The following is a 24,042-nucleotide window of genomic DNA, read 5'->3' as shown; positions in this document are numbered from 1 at the left end:
TTACTAGGCACACTCTCCATGCTAAAAACCAGAGTCATTACTGCCCTTATTTTGTTGGCGGTATTGCTGCCTATATTGTTTCTGCTTCCCCAAATTTATATCGGCGCTTTCTTCTTAGTAGCTTTGTTAGCTGCTGCTTGGGAGTGGAGTCGCTTACTGGCTCCAGGCGCAGGACGTGCCGCTTGGGTATACGCATTATTTTGCCTTGCCATCATTTTGCTTTTACTGGGCATACAAAATGCCTCATGGCAATTTGCCTTATTGCTTCTGGCTGTGATTTTCTGGTTCTTTATTGCCCCCTTTGTATTAGCCAAAGGCATGAATCTTTCTATTGAAAAGTTAAGGCCTTTTTATGTAGTGCTGGGTTTAATTATTTTGCCGGCGACTTGGTTTGCGTTGGTGTTCTTGCGTGAGCTGGGTCTCATCTTTTTGCTCAGCACCATGGCACTTGTATGGATTGCAGATATTGGCGCTTATTTTGTTGGTAAAGCATTTGGCAAGCACAAGCTTGCAGCGCAAATTAGCCCCGGGAAATCTATCGAGGGCGCTATTGGTGGCTTAATACTTTGTTATGTATATGCGTTCTTGTGCGTGTATTTTTTCTCTTTTGAATCGACTTTATTTGGTGCATGGGCTATCCGCTTTGGCTGGGTTCCAATGTTCTTGATGGTTACGGTGTTAACTGCATTTAGTATTTTTGGTGACTTATTTGAGTCTCAGCTAAAACGATTAGCCGGCGTTAAGGACTCCAGCCATTTGTTGCCTGGTCATGGTGGAGTATTGGATCGCGTAGATGCTTTGATTCCAGCGATGCCAATCGCAGCACTCTTGGCAGGATTGGTCTGATGTCAATCAAGCAAGTTGCCATCCTAGGTTCTACTGGGTCTATCGGCGTCAATACGTTAGATGTCATTCGTTCACACCCAGATCGCTTTAAGGTAGTAGCACTTACTGCGGCAAAACAAGTTGATCTGCTTGCACAGCAGTGCATTGAATTTAAACCTGCGATTGCCGTAGTAGCAGATGCGGATGGTGCTACTCGCTTAAGTAAACTTTTGCTTGAGAAGCAAATCAATACTCAAGTTTTGTATGGCCCGCAAGCTTTAGTTACTGCCATTACTGAATCTCATTGCGATACTGTGATGGCTGCCATTGTTGGTGCTGCAGGATTGGTTCCAGCTTTGGCCGCCGCAAAAGCAGGCAAAAGAGTATTGCTTGCCAATAAAGAAGCGTTAGTGATGTCTGGCGATTTATTTATGCAGGCAATCAAGCAGGGTGGGGGTCAACTACTTCCTATTGATAGTGAACATAATGCAATCTTTCAATGTCTCCCAAGTCAATTTTCTATAGATCCGCATTCTGCATTGGGTGTTGAGGAGCTTTGGTTAACTGCATCAGGTGGACCCTTTAGAAATACACCTCTTGATCAGTTAGCAAGTATCACTCCAGAGCAAGCTTGTGCGCATCCTAATTGGGTGATGGGTAGAAAGATTTCTGTAGATTCGGCAACGATGATGAATAAAGGTCTTGAGGTTATCGAGGCTTTTTGGTTGTTTGGTTCGCCTTTAGAGAAAATTAAAGTGTTGATTCATCCGCAAAGTGTGGTTCATTCAATGGTGCGTTATCGCGATGGATCCGTGTTGGCTCAGTTAGGTCAACCAGATATGCGCACTCCAATCGCTTATGGTCTGGCATGGCCAGAACGCATTGATGCAGGTGTAGCGCCATTGAGTTTGACGCAGTTGGCGACATTAAGTTTTTCTGAGCCCGAGCTAGAGCGCTTCCCGTGCCTTTCTTTGGCATTTGCTGCTGCTAATGCTGGTGGTACTGCACCCACTGTTCTGAATGCTGCAAATGAAATTGCAGTCGCCGCATTCTTGGATGAGGGCTTGCCTTATTTGCAGATTCCAGCCGTAGTGGAGAATGTGTTGAATGCGATTCCCTCAGTTAATGCAGACTCACTAGAATTAATTTTGGATGTTGATGCACGTGCCCGTCAATCTGCACAAGCAATAGTGAAGGATGTTCTTTGCAAGCATTAATTACTCTTGCGGCATTTTTGTTGACCCTGGGAATATTGGTCAGCTTTCATGAGTTTGGACATTTTTTTGCAGCTCGGTGTTGTGGTGTTCGTGTGCTGCGCTTTGCAGTTGGTTTTGGTAAACCTTTGTTTACTTATCATGCTAAAAATAAAACTGAGTGGGTATTGGCATCCATTCCTTTGGGTGGCTATGTCAAGTTGCTCGACGGTCGAGACCCTCAGCAATTAATTACTCCGACCGAGGAATCCCAAGCCTTTGATCGAAAGCCGCTATGGCAGCGTTCTTTGATTGTGGCTGCCGGCCCCTTCGCTAATTTTTTTCTAGCGATTATCTTTTTTGCCCTCATCTATATATCCGGCGCCCCTCAATTGCCGGCAGTTTTGCAAAATCCTCCTGAGCATTCTGTTGCCGCCAAGCTTGGGTTGACTGGAGGAGACCGAGTGATTGGTTGGCAGGATTTAGGCTCTGAACAGGATAGCGTGCCCCTTTTTGGTGATTTTTCGCCAATTCCCAGCTGGAATGCCTTGCGTTGGAGTTTGATGGACGCTCTTACTGGGGAGAATGGTTTTGCTCTAGAGCTGGAAACCCCTACTGGTGGCAGCTCAGTAAAGTCCTTTTATGCCAAGGATTTACCTAAAATCAGCCCTGATAAGGATCCAATGATGGCGCTGGGCATATTGCCTGCACCTACACCCCTGGCAGAGTGGCAAGACTTGAAATTAGGCCCAATAGATGCGCTTGTATTTGCATCCAAAAGGGTCTGGGTAATTACCAAGGTTTCAGCAAGGCTAATGGCTGGATTATTTACCGGAAACACCTCCCTAAAGCAGTTGGGCGGACCCATCAGCATTGCTGACATGGCGGGCAAATCCGCTCAGGTGGGGTGGCAGCCATTTTTAGCTTTTTTAGCACTCATGAGTATTAGCATTGGCTTGCTCAATTTGCTCCCTTTTCCGATGCTAGATGGGGGTCAGCTACTGTATGATGCATGGGAGTTGGTAGCCGGTAAGCGGATTTCGACATCGATGCAGGAGCAACTCCAAAAAGTGGGCTTCTTTCTGCTGATTTCTATGTCATTGCTGGCCTTGTTTAACGATTTACAACGCTATATTTCGCCTTGAATTCTCTGACACATTCTTTCCGTTTTTTTGCCCGCTTCATTACCCAAATCTTGGCAGTTTTTGCGCTTGGGTTGAGTTTGAATGCATCTGCAGCAGACTCATTTGTGGTGAAAGACATTCGTGTTGAAGGTTTACAGCGTGTTGAGCCTGGAACGGTGTTTAGCTACCTGCCTGTTCAGGTAGGCGAAACCTTTACCGACGAAAAGGGTGCGGAGGCGATTAAGGCCCTCTATAGCACTGGTTTTTTTAGGGACGTTCAGATTCAAGCACAGGGTAATGTGCTTATTGTGATCATTGAAGAGCGCCCAACCATTTCTCGTATTGAATTTACAGGAATGAAGGAGTTTGATCCCGAGATTATTCGTAAATCATTAAAAACAGTCGGCGTAGCTGAAGCGCGTTTCTATGACAAAGCCTTAATTGATAAAGCAGAGCAAGAACTCAAACGCCAATATGTCGGCAAGGGTATGTATGCTGCTGAAGTGGTCGCAACGGTAACGCCTGTTGAGCGTAACCAAGTAGCCGTTTATTTCAACGTTGACGAAGGCCCTGTAGCTAAAATTCAAGAAATTAATTTCATTGGAACATCAGCATTCAGTGAGAGCACTTTAAAGAGTGAGATGCAGCTCAAAACGGGCGGCTGGCTTTCTTGGTATAGCAAAGACAATCTTTACTCCAAGCAAAAATTAACTGCTGATTTAGAGTCGATTCGCTCGTACTACCTTAATCGCGGTTATTTAGAATTTGTAATTGAATCTACTCAGGTATCCATTACTCCAGATAAAAAAGGTATTTATCTCACTATCAGTATTAGCGAAGGTAAAAAGTTCACTGTTAAGGATGTGCGTTTAGCCGGTGAAACTCTTGGTAAAGAAGCAGAGTTGATGCAGTTGGTAGTTCTGAAGCCAGGAGATACGTTCTCATCGGCTCAATTAACAGAGAGCACTAAAGCAATCGCTGAGATCTTGGGTACTTATGGTTATGCATTTGCAACGATTAACCCACAACCCGATATTCGCCGCGATCTAGCTGAGGTAGACCTTACTTTAGTGATCGATCCTGGGCGCCGCATATATGTTCGCCAAGTGGCCATTTCTGGTAATGCTAAAACTCGTGACATGGTGATCCGTCGCGAGATGCGTCAGTTTGAAAGCTCATGGTTTGATAGCGACAAGATTGATTTATCTAAGAAACGTTTAGGTCGCCTTGGTTACTTCACGGAAACCGACATCACCACCGAGGATGTTCCCGGATCTCCCGATCAGGTTGATGTTAATGTCAAGGTTACTGAGAAGCCGACGGGCGCGATTACTGTTGGTGCCGGATTCTCCTCAACCGAGAAATTGATTTTATCTGCCGGTATCAATCAAGATAACGCGTTCGGTACTGGTACTGCGATTGGCTTAAATGCATCGCTAGGTAAGATCAATCAGAATCTGACCCTATCTAATTACGATCCATACTTTACGGAAGATGGTATTAGTCGATACACCGATCTGTACTATCGATCATCCAAGCCTTTGTACTACGTTGGCGACACTGAATACCAAATTAAATCTGTGGGCTCCAATATTAAATTCGGCGTCCCTTATACCGAGGTTGATAGAGTCTTTTTTGGAACTGGAGTTGAAGCATTTCAAATTCAGACTTCCAGCAATACCCCGCAGCCTTACTTAAATTACGCCCAAAGCTATGGGGTTGCTGCCCCTGGTTATCCTGCTACCTTGACTACTTATAACGTGCCATTGACTGTTGGGTGGTCGCGCGATGGTCGAGACAGTACGCTCATTCCGTCCTCTGGTTCCTTGCAGCAATTGTCAGCGGAAGTGGGAACGCCTGTCGGTAATATGACTTTTTATCGCTTATATGGCCAATACCAAAAATACCACTCGTTCTCAAAGGGTAACATCCTGTCCTTTAATGGTGAGGTTGGTTACGGTCAGGCTTATGGCAATAATCCATTCCCGATTACCAAAAACTACTATGTAGGCGGCATTGGTTCTGTTCGCGGCTATGCGCCTGGTTCTTTGGGGCCCCAGTACTACAACACTGTGATTGGTCAATATCAGCCAATAGGCGGACAGTCTAAGATCGTTACAAACGTGGAATACACCTTCCCTGTCCCTGGCTCTGGCGTCGATAAAACCCTGAGACTATTTACCTTTGTGGACGGCGGTAATGCTTTCGGGGAAAACATGAATTTAGTTCTGAGATACTCTTATGGATTGGGTTTATCATGGATATCACCGTTAGGACCTTTAAAATTCAGCTATGGTATGCCGTATAAGCCTTATCCAAATGCCAATGTTCAGCGTTTACAGTTCCAGGTAGGTACAGCGTTTTAATTGTTTAAGGAAAGTTTTATGAAGCTTTATCAATCTTCTAAATGGATTCAAATCGGCTTAATTGCTGCGGTGACGACAATTGCTGCTGCGCCAGTATTCGCTCAGGATGCCGGAACGCGTGTTGCTGTTGTAAATTCCGAAAAGGTGTTCAACGAATCTAATCTGGCAAAAGCAATGCAAACGCGTTTGCAAAATGAATTTACTAAGCGTCAGAACGATTTGCGCGATAGTGCTCAAAAAATTAAATCTGCAGCTGAAAAGCTCGATCGTGACGGTGCTGTAATGAATGAAGCAGAGCGCGTACGTCGTCAACGTGAATTGGCTGATCAAGATCGTGAATTGCAACGCAAACAACGTGAGTTCACCGAAGATCTCAATCAGCGTACGTTCGAAGAGCGTGCCAAGATTGCAGAAAAAGCAAATGCAGTATTAAAACAAATTGCAGAGCAAAGAAAAATTGACATCATCGTTCAAGAAGCAGCTTATGTAAGCCCCAAGGCAGACGTAACCGATGATGTTATCAAGGCTTTAAATAGCCAGAAGTAAGCTTTATGCCTACCGCCATTGAGCTGGCCGAACAGTTTCAAGCAAGCTTAGTGGGGGAGGCTTCCCATGGTTTTACAGGCCTCGCTCCATTAGAGCGGGCGCAACCTGATCAGATCTCTTTTCTCTCCAATCCACTATATAGACAGCAGGCTAGCGATAGTGCTGCGGGTGCGTTGATTGTTAGTCAGTCTGATTTAGAGTTTTTGCATGCGAACCCCAGTGTCAATTCTGCCAAACGGGTGTACTTTGTTTCAAAAAACCCGTATGCCACTTTTGCCAGAATGGCTCAGCACTTTGCAAAAGCAAGTTATCCAACCTATCCAGCCGGAATTCATCCAAGTGCGGTAATTGATTCCACTGCGATTGTTCCGGCCTCATGTCATATTGGCCCATTTGTCCAAATTGGTGCTGGGGTAAAGCTGGGTGAGCGTGTTTCAATTCTGGGAAATACCAGTATTGCTAAAGATTGTGTGATTGCAAGCGATAGCTTGATCTACCCATCGGTCTCCATTTACTACAACACGCAAATTGGCGAGCGCTGCATTATTCATAGTGGCGCAGTGATTGGTGCGGATGGTTTTGGTTTTGCTCCCGATTTTTCTGCTACCGGTGGTGAGTGGGTGAAGATACCCCAGACTGGTCGAGTAGTAATTGGAAATGATGTGGAAATTGGTGCTTCTACAACGATAGACCGTGGCGCGATGAGTGACACTGTTATTGGTGCAGGGACCAAGATAGATAACCAAGTTCAAATTGCCCACAATGTTGTCATTGGTAGTTGCTGTGTTGTAGCTGGATGCGCTGCAATTTCTGGTAGCACCAAGATTGGTAATTTCTGCATCATTGGTGGCGCAGCAAATTTTGCCGGTCATCTCACGATCGCTGACAGAACCACAGTTTCAGGTAACACCTCTATTATTCGCTCCATTACTGAGCCGGGCCAGCACTTCACAGGTGTTTATCCATCGATGCTCCACAGTGCATGGGAGAAAAATGCCGCTATTTTGCGTGGCCTAGATAAAATACGTCAGCGCTTGCGCTCACTGGATAAAAACAAAACCACAGAGTCATAAGATTCTGTAATCTAAAACGAATATTTACTTTTCAGCAGGTCATTTATGAGCACACCAATCGCAATCGATATCAATAAGATTCTGAAATTGCTGCCGCATCGTTATCCATTCCTCTTGGTGGATCGCGTGCTAGAAATCACACCGCGTGAGAGTATTACTGCGTTAAAAAATGTCACTATGAATGAGCCATTCTTTCAGGGTCATTTCCCAGATTTTCCTGTAATGCCTGGCGTGTTGATTATTGAGGCTTTGGCCCAAACGGCTGCCTTACTTACTTTCTCTGAAGAGCGTGCAGAAGACGCGATTTATTACTTTGCTGGTATTGATGGCGCACGCTTTAAGAAGCCAGTGTTGCCAGGTGATCAGCTCATCATGACCGCAACGCTAGAGCGTGGTCGCGCTGGTATTTATAAGTTTGCTGTTAAGGCTACCGTGGATGGTGAGATTGCCGCAGAGGCGAATATCACTTGTGCGGTTCGTACGAAAGGCGCGTAATGACTCGGATTCATGCATCTGCTGTAGTAGACAGTAAGGCTGAACTGGCCAGTGATGTTGAAGTTGGCCCATATTCTGTTATTGGCCCTAACGTCAAAATTGGCGCTGGTACTAAAGTAGGTTCTCATACTGTTATTGAGGGCTACACCACCATCGGCAAAGAAAATACCTTTGCCCATTTTGCTGCTATTGGCGGCCCTCCACAGGATATGAAATACCGTGGAGAGCCGACTCAATTAATCATAGGTGACCGCAACACGGTTCGCGAGTTCACGACGATTCATACGGGCACATCTCAAGATGAAGGCATTACTCGCATTGGTAACGATAACTGGATCATGGCCTATGTTCATATTGCCCATGACTGTCAGGTGGGTAATCACACGATCTTCTCAAGTAATGCGCAAATTGCTGGGCATGTACAAGTGGAAGACTGGGCAATCATGGGTGGTATGTCTGGAGTGCATCAGTTTGTTCGCATAGGTCAGCATGCTATGTTGGGCGGTGCCTCTGCCTTAGTACAAGATATCCCGCCGTTTGTGATTGCTGCTGGAGATAAGGCGTCTCCGCACGGTATTAATGTTGAGGGATTAAAGCGTCGCGGTTTCTCAAGCGAAACAATTTCTGCTTTGCGACAAGCTTACAAGGTGCTTTATAAAGATGGCCTGAGTTTTGAGGAAGCTAAAGTAGAAATTCAGAAGATGGTGGTTGCATCATCCGCTGATGCCGCTACTACTGAAAAGCTAGCGCAGTTTCATGATTTTATTGCCGCCTCTACCCGCGGCATTATTCGGTAACGGAATTACTTTGCCAAAGTTAGCTTGTGTAGCTGGCGAACCTTCTGGTGATCTATTAGCGGCGCCAGTTCTTAGCGCGCTAAACCAAATACCCGACATGTCTGGTCTAGAGGTCTATGGCATTGGCGGTCCCCGCATGCAGGCCGAGGACATGCGCTCTGATTGGCCTATGGAAACCTTGAGTGTGCGAGGTTATGTTGAAGCGATTAAACAACTACCAGCCATTCTCAAACTTCGTAAAGAACTCATTCGAAACCTTCTTAATGAAGGTCGCCCTGACGTCTACTTAGGAATTGATGCGCCCGACTTTAACTTGGGCGTTGAGTTGGAGTTGCGCAAGGCAGGTATTCCGACTTTACATTTCGTGTCTCCCTCAATCTGGGCTTGGCGTGCAGGACGCATTAAGAAGATCTCTCAAGCAGTAGAGCGCATGCTCTGTATCTTCCCCTTTGAAACAGAGATCTATGACAAAGCTGGTGTTGCTTCTACTTATGTGGGGCATCCATTGGCTAGCGAGATTCCACTTGAGCCTAATACTCATCAAGCGCGAGAAAAATTAAGCCAACACCTCCAAGTTCCTGCTGCATCACTTGAAGGATTGGTCATTGCTGTCTTGCCTGGAAGTCGTGGTTCCGAAATTGAATTGATTGCCCCAGTCTTTTTTGAAACCATGCAGCTATTGAGCAATAGACTAAAAGGTCAAAAGCTGAACTTCTTAATACCAGTAGCTACTCCTAGATTGCGTGAGCCTCTTGAGCAGCTTTTGCTCGAGGTAAAAAATAGCAATCCCGATATTCAGATTCATTTGCTTGATGGCATGGCTGATGAAGTGCTTGAAGCTTCCGATGTAGTGTTGATCGCCAGCGGCACAGCCACTCTACAGGCAGCTCTATGGAAAAAGCCGATGGTGATTTCTTATAAGGTACCTTGGTTGACAGCTCAGATTATGAAGCGCCAGGGTTATTTGCCTTATGTGGGTTTACCAAATATTTTATGCGGCGAGTTTGTTGTTCCAGAGCTTTTACAGCATGATGCTACGCCTGAAAAATTGGCTAATGCTGTACAAGAATGGATAGAACATCCGACTAAAGTTGCCAAACTCAAAGAACGTTTCGCACAAATGCACGAAACTTTGCGCCGTCCCACTGGTCTATTGGTTGCGCAAGCAGTAGCGCAAACGATTGCCAATCAACGCAAGAACAAATCAAGCGTATGAGCCTCATCTGGGTTTGCGGTGTTGATGAAGCAGGGCGCGGACCATTGGTTGGCGCAGTGGTTGCTGGTGCGGTAGTGCTTGATCCCAGTAATCCTATTGAGGGTCTAAAGGATTCGAAGAAGTTAACTGCTACCCGCCGTGAGTATCTCTATGAACAAATCATGGAAAAGGCAAAAGCTTGGGGTGTAGGCGAGGCTAGTCCAGCTGAGATTGATGAGATTAATATTTTGCAAGCCACGATGCTGGCAATGCGCAGGGCAGTTGAGGATCTCACTACTCGCTTAGGTGCTTGGCCTGAAAAGGCGCTGATTGACGGCAACCGTTGTCCAGAATTGCCGATTGCTGCAGAAGCGATTGTGAAGGGTGACTCTAAAGAGCCGGCAATTTCTGCGGCATCGATCATTGCTAAAGTCACCCGTGATCGTCAGATGCAACTTTTGCATGAGTGCCATCCAGAATACGGTTTTTCACAACATATGGGTTATCCGACGGAAGCCCATTTTGCAGCCCTTAAGCAATTTGGCGCATGTGATCAACATAGAAGAAGTTTTTCGCCGGTGCGAAAGGTTCTAGAAAACCAAAACTACTAAGCCATGAACTTCGATCTCATTACCTCTAAAGAGAATCCGCTATTTAAGGAGATTCGCAACCTACAGGCTACTGGCTCTAAAGGGCAGAAGGCTAGGCTAGCGAGTGGCCAAGTCTTATTGGAAGGTATTCATCTAGTCCAAACTTGGGTGGGCGATCCAGCTTTAAGAATCCTCCTAACTTCTGAAGTGGGCTTGAAAAATGTAGAAATCTCCCAAGCTGTATATGATCACTTAGAAATTTGTCCTGAGACTAAAGTATTTCAGTTGGATAGTACTCTCTGGGATTTGCTGAGTGACTTAGTAAATGCGCCGCATATTGCTGGTCTCATAGATCTTCCTAAATCAACGATTGCTCCACCGCAATCGATTTCGACACTTGCTGGTGATGTGGTGATATTGGATCGAGTACAGGATGCTGGAAATGTAGGATCGATTCTGCGAACCGCAGCAGCTGCTGGCTTTACCCAAGTGATTGCTCTATCCGGATGCGCCCATCTATGGTCCACCAAAGTATTGCGCGCAGGTATGGGTGCCCACAAACTACTAGATTTATATGAGGGCTGGTCTAACCAACAAGTATTGAGTGCAGTCACTGCACCCTTATTGGCAACTACCGCAGATGCAGAACAAGATCTTTACTCTCTCAAAAAAGAACTATTGCATCCAGTTGCTTGGGTAATGGGCAGTGAAGGGCAGGGCGTATCTGAAGACTTGCTTGCCCAAGCCAAAGGCATCTCCATCCCAATTGATCCAAGGGTGGAATCGCTCAATGTCTCAACGGCAGCGGCGGTATGTCTATTTGAGACTGTGCGTGTTAGGCGTACTTAAACTACAAACCTAAAACTTAGCCCAGTATTGTTTTATCTGACTTAATGGCCTGCAGCACTGTGGTGGCAATTTCTTCGATGGACTTACTGGTAGTGAGCACCCAAGGAATGGATTGTTTTTTCATCATCGCTGTTGCTTCATTAATTTCATAACGGCAGTTTTCAAGCTTGGCATAGTTACTGCCTGGCCTGCGTTCATTACGTATTTCTGAGAGTCGCTCTGCATCAATCATCAGGCCAAAGATCTTCTGGCGATAAGGCACTAAATCTTTAGGCAGATGCCCGCGTTCAAAGTCCTCTGGAATGAGTGGGTAGTTCGCTGCCTTGAGTCCATATTGCATTGCCAAATAAAGACTGGTTGGTGTTTTACCTACCCGAGAGATGCCAATCAGAATGACGTCGGCTTCAGCCAGGTTTTGATTAGATTGACCATCATCATGGGCTAATGAATAGTTAATCGCCTCAATCCGGTTCTTATAGGCTTCGGTATCGGCATTGTGGTGGAGGCGGTTCATGGCGTGGGTCGATTTCATGCCCAAAGCGGCTTCCAATGGGGCCACAAAAGTCTGGAACATGTCCAAGATCAGGCCATTTGCCTTGCCAACAATGGCATTGAGCTCAGAGTTCACCAAAGTGGTGAAAACGATCGGTTGCACCCCATATTTAGAAGCCGCCTGGTTGACGCTGCTAACGGCATCGTGGGCCTTATCCACGCTATCCACAAAAGGCACTCGAATATGCTTAAAAGTGGCCTCAAATTGGGCCAAAATCGACTGGCTGAAGTTCTCGGCAGTAATGCCGGTACCGTCAGAGACAATAAAAACAATGCGGGTTTCGTTAGACATGGATTTAGCTTAAAAGTCTGGGGTCAGCACTACAATAGAATCATATTAAAGCATGCCCCGTTTAGGGTGGCCGCTACACCAGTTTCCTTATCTTTTGAGAGTATTTTATGTCCAACCAACAGCAACAAAATAGCAGTATGGCTGATGCCTATGTTTTGCCTTTTGAGCAACTTCGCATGACTGATGTCGAATCAGTCGGCGGTAAGAATGCTTCCTTAGGAGAGATGATTTCTCAGTTAGCGTCTACTGGGGTTCGTGTTCCTACAGGTTTTGCAACGACTTCGTTAGCGTTCCGCGACTTTCTGAAGCACAACAATCTGACTGAGCGCATTCAACAGCGTTTGGAAGGTTTGAATATTGATGATGTGCGTGCATTAGCGCAAGCTGGTGCAGAAATTCGTGGCTGGATCGAAACAGCACCATTTCAGCCAAAGTTGGATGAAGAAATTCGTAAAGCATTTTTAGTATTGGATGACTCTGGTAAAGGCTCATTTGCAGTACGTTCATCAGCTACTGCTGAAGACTTACCAGACGCTTCTTTTGCTGGTCAGCAAGAAACTTTCTTGAACGTTGAAGGTATTGATGATGTTCTGAAAAAGATTCGTGAAGTATTTGCTTCCCTGTATAACGATCGTGCTATCTCCTACCGTGTTCATAAGGGCTTTGCCCATGCTGAAGTGGCCCTATCCGCTGGTATTCAGCGCATGGTGCGCTCTGATTTGGGCGCTGCTGGCGTGATGTTTACGCTCGATACCGAGTCTGGATTTGAAGATGTTGTTTTCATTACCTCAAGCTACGGCTTGGGTGAGACTGTTGTGCAGGGCGCAGTTAACCCTGACGAGTTTTATGTATTCAAAACCACTTTAGCCCAAGATAAGAAGGCAATCATTCGCCGCTCTTTAGGTTCTAAGTTAATTCAGATGCAATTTGCACCAAAAGGCTCTGCAGAAAAAGTGCAGACAGTCGATGTCACTCCAGAAAAACGCAATCGCTTTTCTTTGGAAGACGCAGACATCACTGAGTTGGCTAAATATGCAGTGATCATTGAGAAGCACTATGGTCGTCCAATGGACATCGAGTGGGGTAAAGATGGTCAAGATGGTCGCATCTATATTCTTCAGGCGCGTCCTGAGACCGTGAAGAGTCAAGCGGCTGGTCAAGTGGAGATGCGCTACAAGTTGAAGGGCAGCTCTAAGGTATTGGCAAAAGGTCGTGCGATCGGTCAAAAGATTGGTGCAGGTCCAGTCCGCATTATTCGTGACCCAAGCGAGATGGATCGCGTTCAGCCAGGTGACGTATTGGTTGCCGATATGACTGATCCTAATTGGGAGCCAGTGATGAAACGTGCTTCTGCGATTGTGACTAATCGTGGTGGACGTACTTGCCACGCAGCAATCATTGCCCGTGAATTAGGCGTGCCTGCAGTGGTTGGTTGCGGTGATGCCACTGAGCACTTGCAAGACGGCATGATGGTGACGGTTTCTTGTGCTGAAGGTGATGAAGGCCATATTTACGATGGCTTAATCGAAACCGAAGTCACTGAAGTGTCTCGTGGAGTATTGCCTGAGATTCCAGTGAAGATCACTATGAATATCGGCAATCCTCAGTTGGCATTTGATTTCTGTCAAATCCCCAATGCGGGTGTTGGCCTTGCCCGTCTCGAGTTCATTATCAATAACTATATTGGTGTACATCCACGCGCAGTATTGGAGTATCCAAATATTGATCCAGATCTGAAACGTGCAGTAGAGAGTGTGGCTCGTGGTTACGCTAGTCCACGTCAGTTCTATGAAGATAAATTGGTCGAAGGTGTGGCAACGATTGCTGCAGCATTCTATCCAAAGCCAGTCATCGTGCGCCTATCTGATTTCAAATCAAATGAGTACAAGAAACTCATTGGCGGCTCACGTTATGAGCCAGATGAAGAAAACCCAATGCTAGGTTTCCGTGGCGCATCACGTTATGTTTCAGAAGATTTTGGCGAGGCGTTTGCTCTCGAGTGCGCGGCAATGAAGCGTGTTCGCGAAGACATGGGCTTAGATAACGTTGAGATCATGGTTCCATTCGTGCGTACCATTAACCAAGCTAAGCGCGTGATCGACATGATGGAGAAGTTTGGCCTCAAGCGTGGTGTAAATGGCCTGCGCCTCATCATGATGTGCGAGATTCCATCGAACGCAATCTTGGCCGATCAGTTCCTCGAGTACTTTGATGGTTTCTCCATCGGCTCAAACGATATGACTCAGTTAACCCTGGGTCTAGATCGTGACTCCGGTATGGAATTGTTGGCTATCGACTTTGATGAACGTGATCCAGCGGTAGAGTTCATGATTGCCCGTTCAATTGATGCTTGTCGTAAGCAAAATAAGTACGTTGGCATTTGCGGCCAAGGCCCTTCAGATCACCCAGACTTTGCTCGTTGGTTGGTTGAGAAAGGTATTACCTCAATCTCATTGAACCCAGACAGCGTAGTGGCTACTTGGGAAATGTTGGGTAAGAACTTAAAAGCCTAAAAAACAATGGTGGTAAAGCAAAAGGCCTAGATTTTTTCTAGGCCTTTTTATTTATAAATGCAGCTAGTACTTCATCATTATTGGAGACTTACTTTTTCTTTACGGCTACCTTCCTCGGCACCACTTTCTTTACTGCCTTCTTTACGGGAGTGGCTTTAGTTGTTCTTGTAGCCTTTTGAGCTCTTGCCTTAGATGGCGGATGATTGATTGGAACAATCCCCATTTTTTTGGCGGGAGTAGAGATATCACTCGACTTATGAGCGCCGCTCCAACTCGGTTCCGCAATAGAATTAAAAGCTTCGCGTAGTTTCTCGCCCCACGCTTGATGAATCATTGCGAAATAAGGATTTGCATCATCCAGGGTAACTAGCTTGGTGGCTTTCAGAGAATTTTTTTCATAAACCAGCATATCCAGAGGCAGCCCAACTGAAATATTACTTTTCAGAGTCGAATCCATGGAGATGAGGGCGCACTTGGTTGCAAGGTTAAGTGGTGTATTGAAATTGAGTACTCGGTCTAAGATGGGCTTGCCATATTTGGATTCGCCAATCTGGAAATAGCAAGTCTCGGGTGTAGCCTCAATAAAGTTTCCCGCCGAGTAAACATTAAATAAGCGAGGTTTTTCGCCTTTCACTTGACCACCAAAAATCATATTGCAATTAAATTCTAGCCCAGCTTTTTCAAGGGCAGTATGATCGCGTTCATACACTTGTTTGATGGCGTCACCCACAACAACTGCAGCTTCATATGAGTTTTTGGCTGTCCAGAGATTTTTGCCCTTAAAAAGCTGTCCTTGAAGCAGGATTTCTTTAACGGACTGAGTAATGGCTAGATTACCTGCACTCATTAATGTAAAGAAGCGATCCTTGTTTTGAAACAAGGTCATTTTTCTAAATGTGCCAATTTGGTCTACACCAGCATTGGTGCGTGTGTCTGATAAAAATACAAGACCATCGTTAAGGCAAAGCCCGATGCAATACGTCATACCTAAATCCTCTTCATTATTTCTTAGAATTATCTCTTAAATAACCCAGAGGGTTGCTATGGCAACTGTTGAATCGAAATGTTGGCGCTGAGTTCTTCTCCCTCGCCGCCAGAGCGCACCCCTTTAACAGGAGCGGCAGAATAATAGTCTCTACCAATGGCAAGGCGAATATGACGTGAGTCAACTAGGCAGGCATGGGTGATATCTACGCCAGTCCAGATGCCTTTATCGATATCGCTGCAAAAGTCGATCCAAGCATGGCTAGCAAGATTTGGAGACTCCTCTGCAAAGAAATAACCGCTAACATATCGCGCTGGAATTCCAGAGGCGCGGCATAGACTCAGCATAATGTGCGCATGATCTTGGCAAACACCCGATTTCATGGCAAAGGATTGGGCTGCAGTCGTGGCAAAGTTCGTTTGGCCAGGAGAGTACACAATCAAGCCTTGAACTGCCTCAGCAAGTTTTAGCACTTGATCAACAGAATTTTTCTTTGGAATGCCATACGAGAAATATTCCAACATTTCATCTGTAGGCTCAGTAAGATTCGTTTGCTGCAAAAGATAGTAAGGCGAAACTGCTTTAGCATCATCGACAAACTCAAATGCATCTTGTGTATGCACTTCACCTTCAGCCTCAATCATCATTGAGGTGTAAGGATTTTCCTGCACAAAAACACTGCAAAGATTGCCAAAAGTATCTATAGAGCTAGATGCTTTAATTGGCGTGCTAACTCTCCATTTATCTACCTGTTGACCTGCTAGAGTGGGAGGCGTCAAGCGCAATTCCTGTATTGAATAACGCACCGGTGTTTCATAGCGATATTCTGTGCGATGGCGAATTTTAAGATGCATATAGTCTTTGTGATTTCTTAGGCAACAGCCAGTGGAATGAGATAAGCGCTACTGAACTCATCAGCCACATGATTGATGCGCTCCAAGAAGCTTTCAATAAATTCTTCTAGACCTTGTCCAAATACCTCATCAATATCTGAATAATCTAAACTTGCCTTGAGTTTGCCAAGTAAGCGCTCAATTTCTTTAGATTGCTGATTCTTTACTTCTGAAATAAGAGGAATGAGTTCATTCACACAGCACACTAGGGAGCGTGGCATTTGTTTATTGAAGATCAGCAGTTGTGCAACTTGTTTTGGTGTGACTTGATCGGAATAGATTTGGCGATAGATCTCAAATGCGGAGACTGAGCGCAGCAACGCAGCCCAGTGGTAAAAATCAAAGAATTCACCATGAGTGCCATCATCCAAGGACTTCTTGCCAGCAAAATCCTTCAGCGTGGCTTGATCCTCATATTTGGTCTCCAAAATACGGGCGGTATTATCGGCGCGCTCGAGCAGCGTTCCGATGCTGATGAAGTCAAAGGCTTCGTTCTTGAGCATCGTTCCATAAAGCACGCCTCTAAATAAATGGCAGCGGTGTTTAACCCACTCCAGCAGGCGGCTAGGATCGGCTTGATGTCTTGCTTCTAAGATACGCTGTAGCTCAAGCCAGGTGGTGTTCTGGGTTTCCCAAACTTCAGAAGTAATCTTGCCACGAATAACGCGCGCATTTTCTCGGGCAGCATATAAACAGGAGACGATGCTGGAGGGATTACTGGTTTCATAAATCATGAAATCCAGGACATTCTCGCGATTCACGACATCATATTTGCTAAGAAAAGCTTCTTCTAACTTAGAAATCGTCAATAATTTTTTCCAGCTCTGCTCTAAAAACTCTGCGGGCTGTGGCAGTAGTGATGTTTGATGATTTACATCGAGCATCCGGGCAGTATTTTCTGCACGTTCGGTGTAGCGGGCCATCCAGTAAAGACAATCAGCGGTACGACTTAACATGTTTACTCTTCCCTTATTTCTCTAACACCCAGGTGTCTTTAGTGCCACCACCTTGGGAGGAGTTCACTACTAAAGAGCCTTCTTTGAGTGCAACCCTGGTTAGTCCACCCGGAACCATCTTGATGGTTTTTCCCGAAAGAACAAAGGGTCTTAAATCAATATGTCTTGGCGCAACACCAGACTCTACAAAAGTAGGGCATGTGGATAGTGCCAAAGTAGGTTGAGCAATATATTTATCTGGATTAGCAATCAGATGGGTTCTAAATTCTTCAATCTCTGCTTTGGTAGATGCTGGGCCAACTAACATGCCATAACCACCGGCACCATGTGTCAGCTTCACCACTAACTTATCTAGGTTAGCTAAGGTGTAGGCTAAGTCATCAGGCTTGCGGCACTGAAATGTTGGTACGTTATTGAGAATTGGTTTCTCACCAAGATAAAACTCGATCATCTCCGGAACGTATGGGTAGATGGATTTGTCGTCAGCGATACCAGTACCAATGGCATTGGCCAATGTCACATTACCGGCACGATGCGCAGATAAAAGTCCAGCAACACCTAAAGTGGAATCGGAGCGGAATGCCAATGGATCTAAGAAATCATCATCAACACGACGGTAGATCACATCTACTCGCTCAGGCCCTTGAGTGGTACGCATAAAGACTTGCTCATTCTTCACAAATAAGTCTTTACCCTCTACTAGCTCAACGCCCATCTGCTGAGCAAGATAGCTGTGCTCAAAGTAAGCGGAGTTATACATGCCGGGCGTCAGTACAACAACGTTTGGTTTTTTAACGTCATCCGGCTTAACAGACTTCAGACATTCCAATAAAAGATCTGGGTAGTGCTCAACAGGGGCAATACGATATTTCTGGAAGAGATCAGGGAAGAGGCGCATCATCATTTTGCGGTCTTCAACCATATATGAGACGCCAGATGGAACACGCAGGTTATCTTCCAATACATAGAACTCGCCTTCACCAGCGCGTACTATGTCAATCCCGGCAATTTGCGCGTAGATGTCGCGAGGCACGCTGACATTGCGCATCTCAGGACGATATTGCGCATTGTTATAAATTTGTTCTGCGGGAACAATGCCTGCTTTAATAATTTCTTCATCGTGATACACGTCATAGATGAAGCGATTGAGTGCTTTTACACGTTGACGTAATCCCGCTTCAAGCTGCTCCCATTCTTTGGCAGTAAAAATGCGGGGCACTTGATCGAAAGGGATGGTTCTTTCTGAGCCAAGGTCATCACCATAGACGGCGAAGGTTATACCTACTCGTCTAAAGATTAAGTCGGCTTCAGCGCGCTTGAGACCCATGAGGGATTCACTTTGCTGCTTCAGCCAATTGTGAAAAATTTCGTAGTGGGGACGCGCTTTGCCTGCGGCGTCGAGCATTTCATCAAAAGGCAATTTCATAGTTACTAAAATAATGCCTTTGCAGAAGTTGGATTGACCGATTTGAGGCTGCTTGGTGCTAAATTGCACCATAAAAGTGCATAAATGCTCAAATCTTCAGAATTAAGGCAGTCTATCCCGGTATTTAAGGGCTTAGATGGGAAATTAGGCGTTTAGATCGCCTCTGGCGATTCGGCCTTTTTGGACCTCCCACTCACGCTCTTTAGTGGCCGCCCGTTTGTCATGTTGCTTTTTACCTCTGCCAAGGCCAATTTCACATTTGACGTTGCCCTTAGAGAAATGCAGGTTCAATGGCACAAGGGTGTAGCCCTTTTGCTCCACCTTGCCAATAAGCTTGCGGATCTCAACGGCATTCAGAAGAAGCTTTCTGGTGCGAGTGTTTTCTGGAAGGATGTGGGTAGAGGCTGATAGCAAGGGGGTGATATGGCAGCCGATCAAAAATAGCTCCGCCTGGCGAATGACAACATACGCTTCTTTGATGTGCACGCGACCTGCGCGGATGGCTTTTACTTCCCAGCCTTCCAGTACAAGCCCTGCTTCAAAGCGTTCCTCGATAAAATAATCAAAGAAGGCTTTTTTGTTATCGACGATACTCATATTTATTTAGCTCTCAAGAACGATTATGGCAGACGTCTACAAGACCGTTTTAATTGGCCAATCAGCCGACCGCATGTACGGCTTAGTGACCGACGTCGCCCGTTATCCTGAGTTCCTGCCTTGGTGTGGCGGGGTAGAAATTTTTGAGCAGACCGAGATAGTGCTCGACGCCAAAATCAACATCCATTTCAAGGGCATTACCCAATATTTCCATACGCGTAATGTCAATCACCGCCCAGAAACGATTGATATGGTCTTTGTGGATGGCCCGTTTAAGCATTTTTCTGGGCAGTGGAACTTTATCCCCTTGCGAGAAGATGCTTGCAAAGTGGAGTTCAAGCTTCATTGGGAGTTTAAGAGCGTTATTCTGGACAAGATTATTGGCCCAGTATTTGGTCATATCGCCGGCACCTTTGTCGATTGCTTCGTAAAGCGTGCTGAGGATCTCTATGGCTGAGCGATCGCTCGATCTGATTCTCTGTGATGCTAGGCAGGGCGAGCCAGAGCTCAAGCCCTTCAAGTTGATAATTACTGCGGGAGAGTCGGCAACAGTTGGTTTGGCCTTGGTTAAAGCAGGTTTTGCCCACGGTCCGGATGACCCTGTTTTAGCCAGAAAGGGCTGCTTTGGGGTCTTTGGCAAGCGCAAGGATTGGGATAGCCCGATTTATGCTGGAGATCGCTTAGAGCTCTATTCCCCGCTATTAATCGACCCCAAGACGGTTCGACGTAAGAAGGCTAACCAGAACCAGGATGCCAAATTCCAGGCTGCCGCAGCTAAAAGAAAGGCCAGGAGGCTATAATCGTTTTTTGTGACTAGGGGTTTTGCATGCGACTCATTCAAAAAGCACTCACTTTTGACGATGTGCTCCTCGTACCGGCCTATTCATCGGTGCTCCCTCGAGATGCCAGCTTGGCAAGTAAGTTAACTCGAGATATTTCACTCAATACACCATTGGTGTCCGCTGCTATGGATACTGTTACTGAAGGTCGTTTGGCAATTGCCATGGCCAGCGAAGGTGGCATTGGTATTGTTCATAAAAACTTAAAGCCTGCTGAGCAAGCTCGCGAAGTGGCTAAAGTTAAGCGTTATGAATCTGGCGTACTACGCGATCCAATCACGATTAGTCCAGATGTCACTTTGCGTCAGGTGATTCAACTTTCTCGTGAACATGGTTTCTCAGGATTCCCAGTTCTGGTTGGCAAAGAGGTTGTCGGAATTATTACGAATCGCGATTTGCGTTTCGAAGAAGATTTAGATGCACCAGTAAAAACTAAGATGACTCCACGTGAGCGTTTGATTACCGTAAAAGAAGGCTGCTCATTAGAAGAAGCAAAACGCTTAATGAGTCAGCACCGTTTAGAGCGCGTACTAGTTGTCAATGATAAGTTCGAATTACGCGGCCTCATTACCGTTAAAGACATTCTTAAAGCCACTGAACATCCTAACGCTTGTAAAGACAGCGAAGGTAAGCTGCGTGTTGGCGCTGCCGTTGGTGTTGGCCCTGATAACGATGAGCGTATTGAGTTATTAGTGCGGGCAGGCGTAGACGTAATCGTTGTAGATACTGCACACGGCCATAGCCAAGGTGTATTGGATCGTGTGAAGTGGGTTAAGAAAAACTATCCTCAAGTGCAAGTCATTGGTGGAAATATTGCTACTGGTGATGCTGCTAAGGCATTGGCTGATCATGGCGCTGATGGCGTGAAGGTAGGTATTGGCCCAGGCTCGATTTGTACTACTCGTATTGTTGCTGGTGTAGGTGTTCCACAAATCACTGCGATTGTGAATGTCGCAACTGCACTTAAGGGCACTGGTATTCCATTGATTGCTGATGGTGGTGTGCGTTACTCCGGTGACGTCGCTAAAGCATTAGCAGCTGGCGCGAGTTCAGTCATGATGGGCGGCATGTTTGCTGGAACTGAAGAAGCTCCGGGTGAAGTGTTCTTATATCAAGGTCGTTCATACAAGAGCTATCGCGGCATGGGTTCTTTGGGCGCGATGGCGGATGGATCTGCTGATCGTTATTTCCAAAGTGACATTGTTGCAAATGCAGAAAAGCTAGTGCCAGAGGGTATTGAAGGTCAGGTACCTTACAAAGGGAGCGTGTTGGCAATCTTGCATCAGCTTACTGGCGGCATTCGTTCTTCCATGGGTTATCTCGGCTGCAAAACCATTGATGAGCTTCATGAAAAAGCTAACTTTGTAGAAATCACTTCAGCTGGCGTGCGTGAGTCGCATGTTCATGATGTGAAGATCACTAAAGAAGCGCCAAATTACCATATTGATTAACAATTAAAAAAAGCTGAAATAAAGGCTGATCTTTTCGTGCACGACAAAATACTGATTCTCGACTTTGGTTCACAAGTAACTCAATTAATTGCTAGGCGTGTGCGCGATGGGCGTGTGTATTCAGAAATCCACCCCTATGATTGCGATCCAGAATTTATTCGCAAGTTCATTCAAGAGCAAGGCGGCAAGGGCATCATTCTTTCTGGTGGCCCAAGTTCAGTAACTGAAAACGGCAGCCCCCGCGCACCCCAAATTGTTTTTGAGCTTGGCGTTCCTGTTTTGGGTATTTGCTACGGTATGCAAACTATGGCTACTCAATTGGGTGGCGCAGTAGCCTCTGCAGAGTCATTGGGCAAAGCCCGTGAGTTTGGCTATTCAGAAGTACGTGCACATGGTCACACCAATTTACTCAAAGGTATTCAGGACTTCTCTACCAGCGAAGGTCATGGCATCTTGAAAGTATGGATGAGTCATGGAGACTCTGTCACCACATTGCCGTCATCATTTAAGTTAATGGCCTCGACTGAGTCTTGCCCAATTGCCGGCATGGCCGATGAAGAGCGTCGCTTTTATGCATTTCAGTTTCACCCAGAAGTAACTCATACTATTCAAGGCACCGCAATCATTGAGCGCTTTGTCCATGAGATTTGCCATTGCAAGCCTGACTGGGTGATGGGTGATTACATTGCAGAAGCGGTTGAGAATATTCGTAAACAAGTCGGTGACGAGGAAGTCATTCTTGGCTTATCTGGCGGCGTTGACTCTAGCGTTGCCGCAGCGTTAATTCATCGTGCGATTGGTGATCAGCTCACTTGTGTATTTGTGGACCATGGCCTACTGCGCTTGAATGAAGGCGATATGGTGATGGAAATGTTCGCACGCAATTTAGGTGTGAAGGTAATTCGCGTTGACGCTAAAGAGAAATTCATGGGCGAGCTGGCTGGAGTTGCAGATCCAGAAGCAAAGCGCAAGATCATCGGCAAAGAATTCGTGGAAATTTTCCAAACTGAGTCTGGAAAAATTAAAAATGCTCAATGGCTTGCCCAAGGAACAATCTACCCTGACGTCATTGAGTCAGCTGGCAAAGGTAAAAAGGGTGCACACACCATTAAGAGCCACCATAACGTAGGTGGCTTACCTGATGACATGCATCTCAAATTGCTTGAGCCATTGCGTGAGCTTTTTAAAGATGAAGTACGTGAACTTGGTGTTGCCTTAGGTCTCCCGCGCGAGATGGTGTATCGCCATCCATTCCCAGGCCCAGGCCTTGGCGTTCGCATCTTAGGCGAAGTGAAGGCAGAATTTGCTAACTTACTACAACGTGCTGACGCTATCTTTATCGAAGAATTGCGCAATACGATTGATGAAGCAACTCAGAAATCCTGGTATGACCTCACGAGCCAAGCCTTTGCTGTTTTCTTGCCAGTAAAGTCTGTTGGTGTAATGGGCGATGGCAGAACCTATGAGTATGTTGTTGCACTCAGAGCGGTGCAAACCCAAGACTTCATGACAGCCCATTGGGCCCATTTGCCGCATGAACTTCTTGGTAAGGTATCTAACCGCATCATCAATGAAGTGCGTGGTATTAACCGTGTCGTTTACGACATTAGTGGAAAACCACCTGCAACGATCGAGTGGGAATAAGGAATAGGCGATCTAAGCCTATCAACACCCATGCTTGAGTTACGCGAAGCTGCACTCGCAATCTTGGCAAGTGATGATGCACAAGACAAAGTAAGTCGCTTACTTAAGTTGTTTGATGAATATCAAAATCAACACATCACTCTCGATGTTGCTCAAAAAATTGATGCTCAAGACCTTGATCTTCCAGGGCGTCCATTAAAGCCCGAGCTAGTGTTACCTAAGCTTGTTCCCAAAAGAAGAATGGATACGACTGAAGGCAGGGCAGGTTTATTGCACTCACTTGCGCATATCGAATTTAATGCCATGAATCTTGCCTTAGATGCAATTTGGCGCTTCCCAGATATGCCTAAGGAATACTATGAGGATTGGCTCAAAGTCGCTAAAGAAGAGGCTTATCACTTCAGCTTGGTAAATGAGCATTTGCGCTCACTAGGTTTTTCGTATGGTGACTTTCCCGCGCACAATAGTTTGTGGGAGATGGTTGAGAGAACTACTGATTCTGTCATTGCCAGAATGGCACTTGTACCCAGAACAATGGAAGCCCGGGGATTGGATGCCGTACCTTCGATTCGGGATCGCTTTAAGCAAATAAAAGAAGTTCGTGCGGTTGAGATGCTGGAGATTATTCTCAATGATGAAATCGGTCATGTACTGATTGGTAATCGCTGGTTTAATTTCTTATGTTCTAAAGATAAGCTTTCCCCAATTTCTGCTTATCGAGAATTAGCCGCTCAATATCGTGCGCCTGTTCTAAAAGGACCATTTAATATGGAGGCTCGTAAACAGGCGGGGTTTTCAACGGAAGAGTTGGATCTTCTTGGAGCATAGTGAATGAGTGTGA

Annotated in this window: 23 protein-coding genes; 17 read left to right on the top strand and 6 right to left on the bottom strand. The window is 45.9% G+C overall.

Annotation, left to right across the window (positions count from 1 at the left end):
- Window positions 1-18: 18 nt before the first annotated feature.
- Genes ICN36_RS03105 through ICN36_RS03055 form a run of 11 tightly spaced genes read left to right on the top strand, consistent with a single transcriptional unit; the run spans window position 19 to window position 11,053 of the window.
- Window positions 19-846: a phosphatidate cytidylyltransferase gene (locus ICN36_RS03105; protein WP_216226955.1), complete on the top strand. Its 828-nt coding sequence runs from the start codon at window positions 19-21 to the stop codon at window positions 844-846.
- A gap of 5 nt (window positions 847-851) precedes the next feature.
- A complete protein-coding gene (gene ispC / locus ICN36_RS03100; protein WP_216227138.1) occupies window positions 852-2,042 on the top strand; it encodes a 1-deoxy-D-xylulose-5-phosphate reductoisomerase in 1,191 nt (396 codons plus the stop codon).
- Window positions 2,030-3,163, top strand: a complete 1,134-nt coding sequence (locus ICN36_RS03095) for an RIP metalloprotease (protein WP_216226954.1) — start codon at window positions 2,030-2,032, stop codon at window positions 3,161-3,163. The genes ispC and ICN36_RS03095 overlap by 13 nt, the downstream gene beginning before the upstream one ends.
- Window positions 3,160-5,508, top strand: a complete 2,349-nt coding sequence (bamA, locus tag ICN36_RS03090) for an outer membrane protein assembly factor BamA (protein WP_370623395.1) — start codon at window positions 3,160-3,162, stop codon at window positions 5,506-5,508. The genes ICN36_RS03095 and bamA overlap by 4 nt, the downstream gene beginning before the upstream one ends.
- 18 nt (window positions 5,509-5,526) lie before the next feature.
- Entirely contained in the window at window positions 5,527-6,054 is a 528-nt protein-coding gene (locus ICN36_RS03085) for an OmpH family outer membrane protein (protein WP_216226953.1), read from the top strand.
- A gap of 5 nt (window positions 6,055-6,059) precedes the next feature.
- On the top strand, window positions 6,060-7,127 hold the full coding sequence (gene lpxD / locus ICN36_RS03080) for a UDP-3-O-(3-hydroxymyristoyl)glucosamine N-acyltransferase (RefSeq protein ID WP_216226952.1): 1,068 nt from the start codon (window positions 6,060-6,062) through the stop codon (window positions 7,125-7,127).
- A 45-nt stretch (window positions 7,128-7,172) separates the two neighbouring features.
- Window positions 7,173-7,622: a 3-hydroxyacyl-ACP dehydratase FabZ gene (fabZ, locus tag ICN36_RS03075; RefSeq protein WP_215392257.1), complete on the top strand. Its 450-nt coding sequence runs from the start codon at window positions 7,173-7,175 to the stop codon at window positions 7,620-7,622.
- Window positions 7,622-8,419 carry an acyl-ACP--UDP-N-acetylglucosamine O-acyltransferase gene (lpxA, locus tag ICN36_RS03070; RefSeq protein WP_216226951.1) on the top strand — a complete coding sequence of 266 codons (798 nt, stop codon included), beginning with the start codon at window positions 7,622-7,624 and terminating at the stop codon, window positions 8,417-8,419. The genes fabZ and lpxA overlap by 1 nt, the downstream gene beginning before the upstream one ends.
- Window positions 8,379-9,635 carry a lipid-A-disaccharide synthase gene (gene lpxB / locus ICN36_RS03065; RefSeq protein ID WP_216226950.1) on the top strand — a complete coding sequence of 419 codons (1,257 nt, stop codon included), beginning with the start codon at window positions 8,379-8,381 and terminating at the stop codon, window positions 9,633-9,635. Before lpxA ends, lpxB begins: the two co-directional genes overlap by 41 nt.
- On the top strand, window positions 9,632-10,225 hold the full coding sequence (rnhB, locus tag ICN36_RS03060; protein WP_216226949.1) for a ribonuclease HII: 594 nt from the start codon (window positions 9,632-9,634) through the stop codon (window positions 10,223-10,225). The genes lpxB and rnhB overlap by 4 nt, the downstream gene beginning before the upstream one ends.
- Window positions 10,226-10,228: 3 nt before the next feature.
- Window positions 10,229-11,053 carry an RNA methyltransferase gene (locus ICN36_RS03055; RefSeq protein ID WP_216226948.1) on the top strand — a complete coding sequence of 275 codons (825 nt, stop codon included), beginning with the start codon at window positions 10,229-10,231 and terminating at the stop codon, window positions 11,051-11,053.
- 16 nt (window positions 11,054-11,069) lie between these two features.
- Here ICN36_RS03055 and ICN36_RS03050 read toward each other — a convergent pair whose 3' ends face one another.
- Window positions 11,070-11,897, bottom strand: coding sequence for a pyruvate, water dikinase regulatory protein (locus ICN36_RS03050; RefSeq protein ID WP_216226947.1), 828 nt, complete (start codon window positions 11,895-11,897; stop codon window positions 11,070-11,072).
- Window positions 11,898-12,004: 107 nt separating this feature from the next.
- Here ICN36_RS03050 and ppsA point away from each other — a divergent pair, with 107 nt between their 5' ends.
- The gene (ppsA, locus tag ICN36_RS03045; protein ID WP_255531217.1) at window positions 12,005-14,410 is read left to right on the top strand and encodes a phosphoenolpyruvate synthase; all 2,406 of its coding nucleotides are present in this window, start codon (window positions 12,005-12,007) and stop codon (window positions 14,408-14,410) included.
- A gap of 88 nt (window positions 14,411-14,498) precedes the next feature.
- Here ppsA and ICN36_RS03040 read toward each other — a convergent pair whose 3' ends face one another.
- The 5 genes from ICN36_RS03040 to smpB form a co-directional block, all read right to left on the bottom strand.
- Window positions 14,499-15,395, bottom strand: a complete 897-nt coding sequence (locus ICN36_RS03040; RefSeq protein ID WP_216226946.1) for a peptidase — start codon at window positions 15,393-15,395, stop codon at window positions 14,499-14,501.
- A gap of 56 nt (window positions 15,396-15,451) precedes the next feature.
- A complete protein-coding gene (locus ICN36_RS03035) occupies window positions 15,452-16,249 on the bottom strand; it encodes a transglutaminase family protein (RefSeq protein ID WP_216226945.1) in 798 nt (265 codons plus the stop codon).
- Window positions 16,250-16,266: 17 nt separating this feature from the next.
- A complete protein-coding gene (locus tag ICN36_RS03030; RefSeq protein WP_216226944.1) occupies window positions 16,267-17,244 on the bottom strand; it encodes an alpha-E domain-containing protein in 978 nt (325 codons plus the stop codon).
- A gap of 13 nt (window positions 17,245-17,257) precedes the next feature.
- Window positions 17,258-18,670: a circularly permuted type 2 ATP-grasp protein gene (locus ICN36_RS03025; protein ID WP_216226943.1), complete on the bottom strand. Its 1,413-nt coding sequence runs from the start codon at window positions 18,668-18,670 to the stop codon at window positions 17,258-17,260.
- Between the two features lie 144 nt (window positions 18,671-18,814).
- Entirely contained in the window at window positions 18,815-19,267 is a 453-nt protein-coding gene (gene smpB, locus ICN36_RS03020) for an SsrA-binding protein SmpB (protein ID WP_216226942.1), read from the bottom strand.
- Between the two features lie 25 nt (window positions 19,268-19,292).
- On the opposite strand from smpB, the gene ICN36_RS03015 reads away from it, so the two are divergent.
- Genes ICN36_RS03015 through ICN36_RS02995 form a run of 5 tightly spaced genes read left to right on the top strand, consistent with a single transcriptional unit; the run spans window position 19,293 to window position 24,029 of the window.
- Window positions 19,293-19,724: a type II toxin-antitoxin system RatA family toxin gene (locus ICN36_RS03015; protein ID WP_216226941.1), complete on the top strand. Its 432-nt coding sequence runs from the start codon at window positions 19,293-19,295 to the stop codon at window positions 19,722-19,724.
- A complete protein-coding gene (locus tag ICN36_RS03010; protein ID WP_216226940.1) occupies window positions 19,717-20,067 on the top strand; it encodes an RnfH family protein in 351 nt (116 codons plus the stop codon). The genes ICN36_RS03015 and ICN36_RS03010 overlap by 8 nt, the downstream gene beginning before the upstream one ends.
- Before the next feature lie 26 nt (window positions 20,068-20,093).
- A complete protein-coding gene (guaB, locus tag ICN36_RS03005; protein WP_216226939.1) occupies window positions 20,094-21,557 on the top strand; it encodes an IMP dehydrogenase in 1,464 nt (487 codons plus the stop codon).
- Between the two features lie 36 nt (window positions 21,558-21,593).
- Window positions 21,594-23,201 (top strand): glutamine-hydrolyzing GMP synthase, encoded by a 1,608-nt coding sequence (gene guaA, locus ICN36_RS03000; RefSeq protein ID WP_216226938.1) that lies wholly within the window; start codon window positions 21,594-21,596, stop codon window positions 23,199-23,201.
- A gap of 30 nt (window positions 23,202-23,231) precedes the next feature.
- Window positions 23,232-24,029: a ferritin-like domain-containing protein gene (locus ICN36_RS02995; RefSeq protein ID WP_216226937.1), complete on the top strand. Its 798-nt coding sequence runs from the start codon at window positions 23,232-23,234 to the stop codon at window positions 24,027-24,029.
- The last annotated feature ends 13 nt before the right edge of the window (window positions 24,030-24,042 follow it).

This window comes from Polynucleobacter sp. UK-Gri1-W3, from assembly GCF_018881595.1.
Taxonomy (GTDB): Bacteria; Pseudomonadota; Gammaproteobacteria; order Burkholderiales; family Burkholderiaceae; genus Polynucleobacter.
The sequence above is the reverse complement of the archived record's forward strand: the minus strand, read 5'-3'. Positions and strand labels throughout refer to the sequence as shown.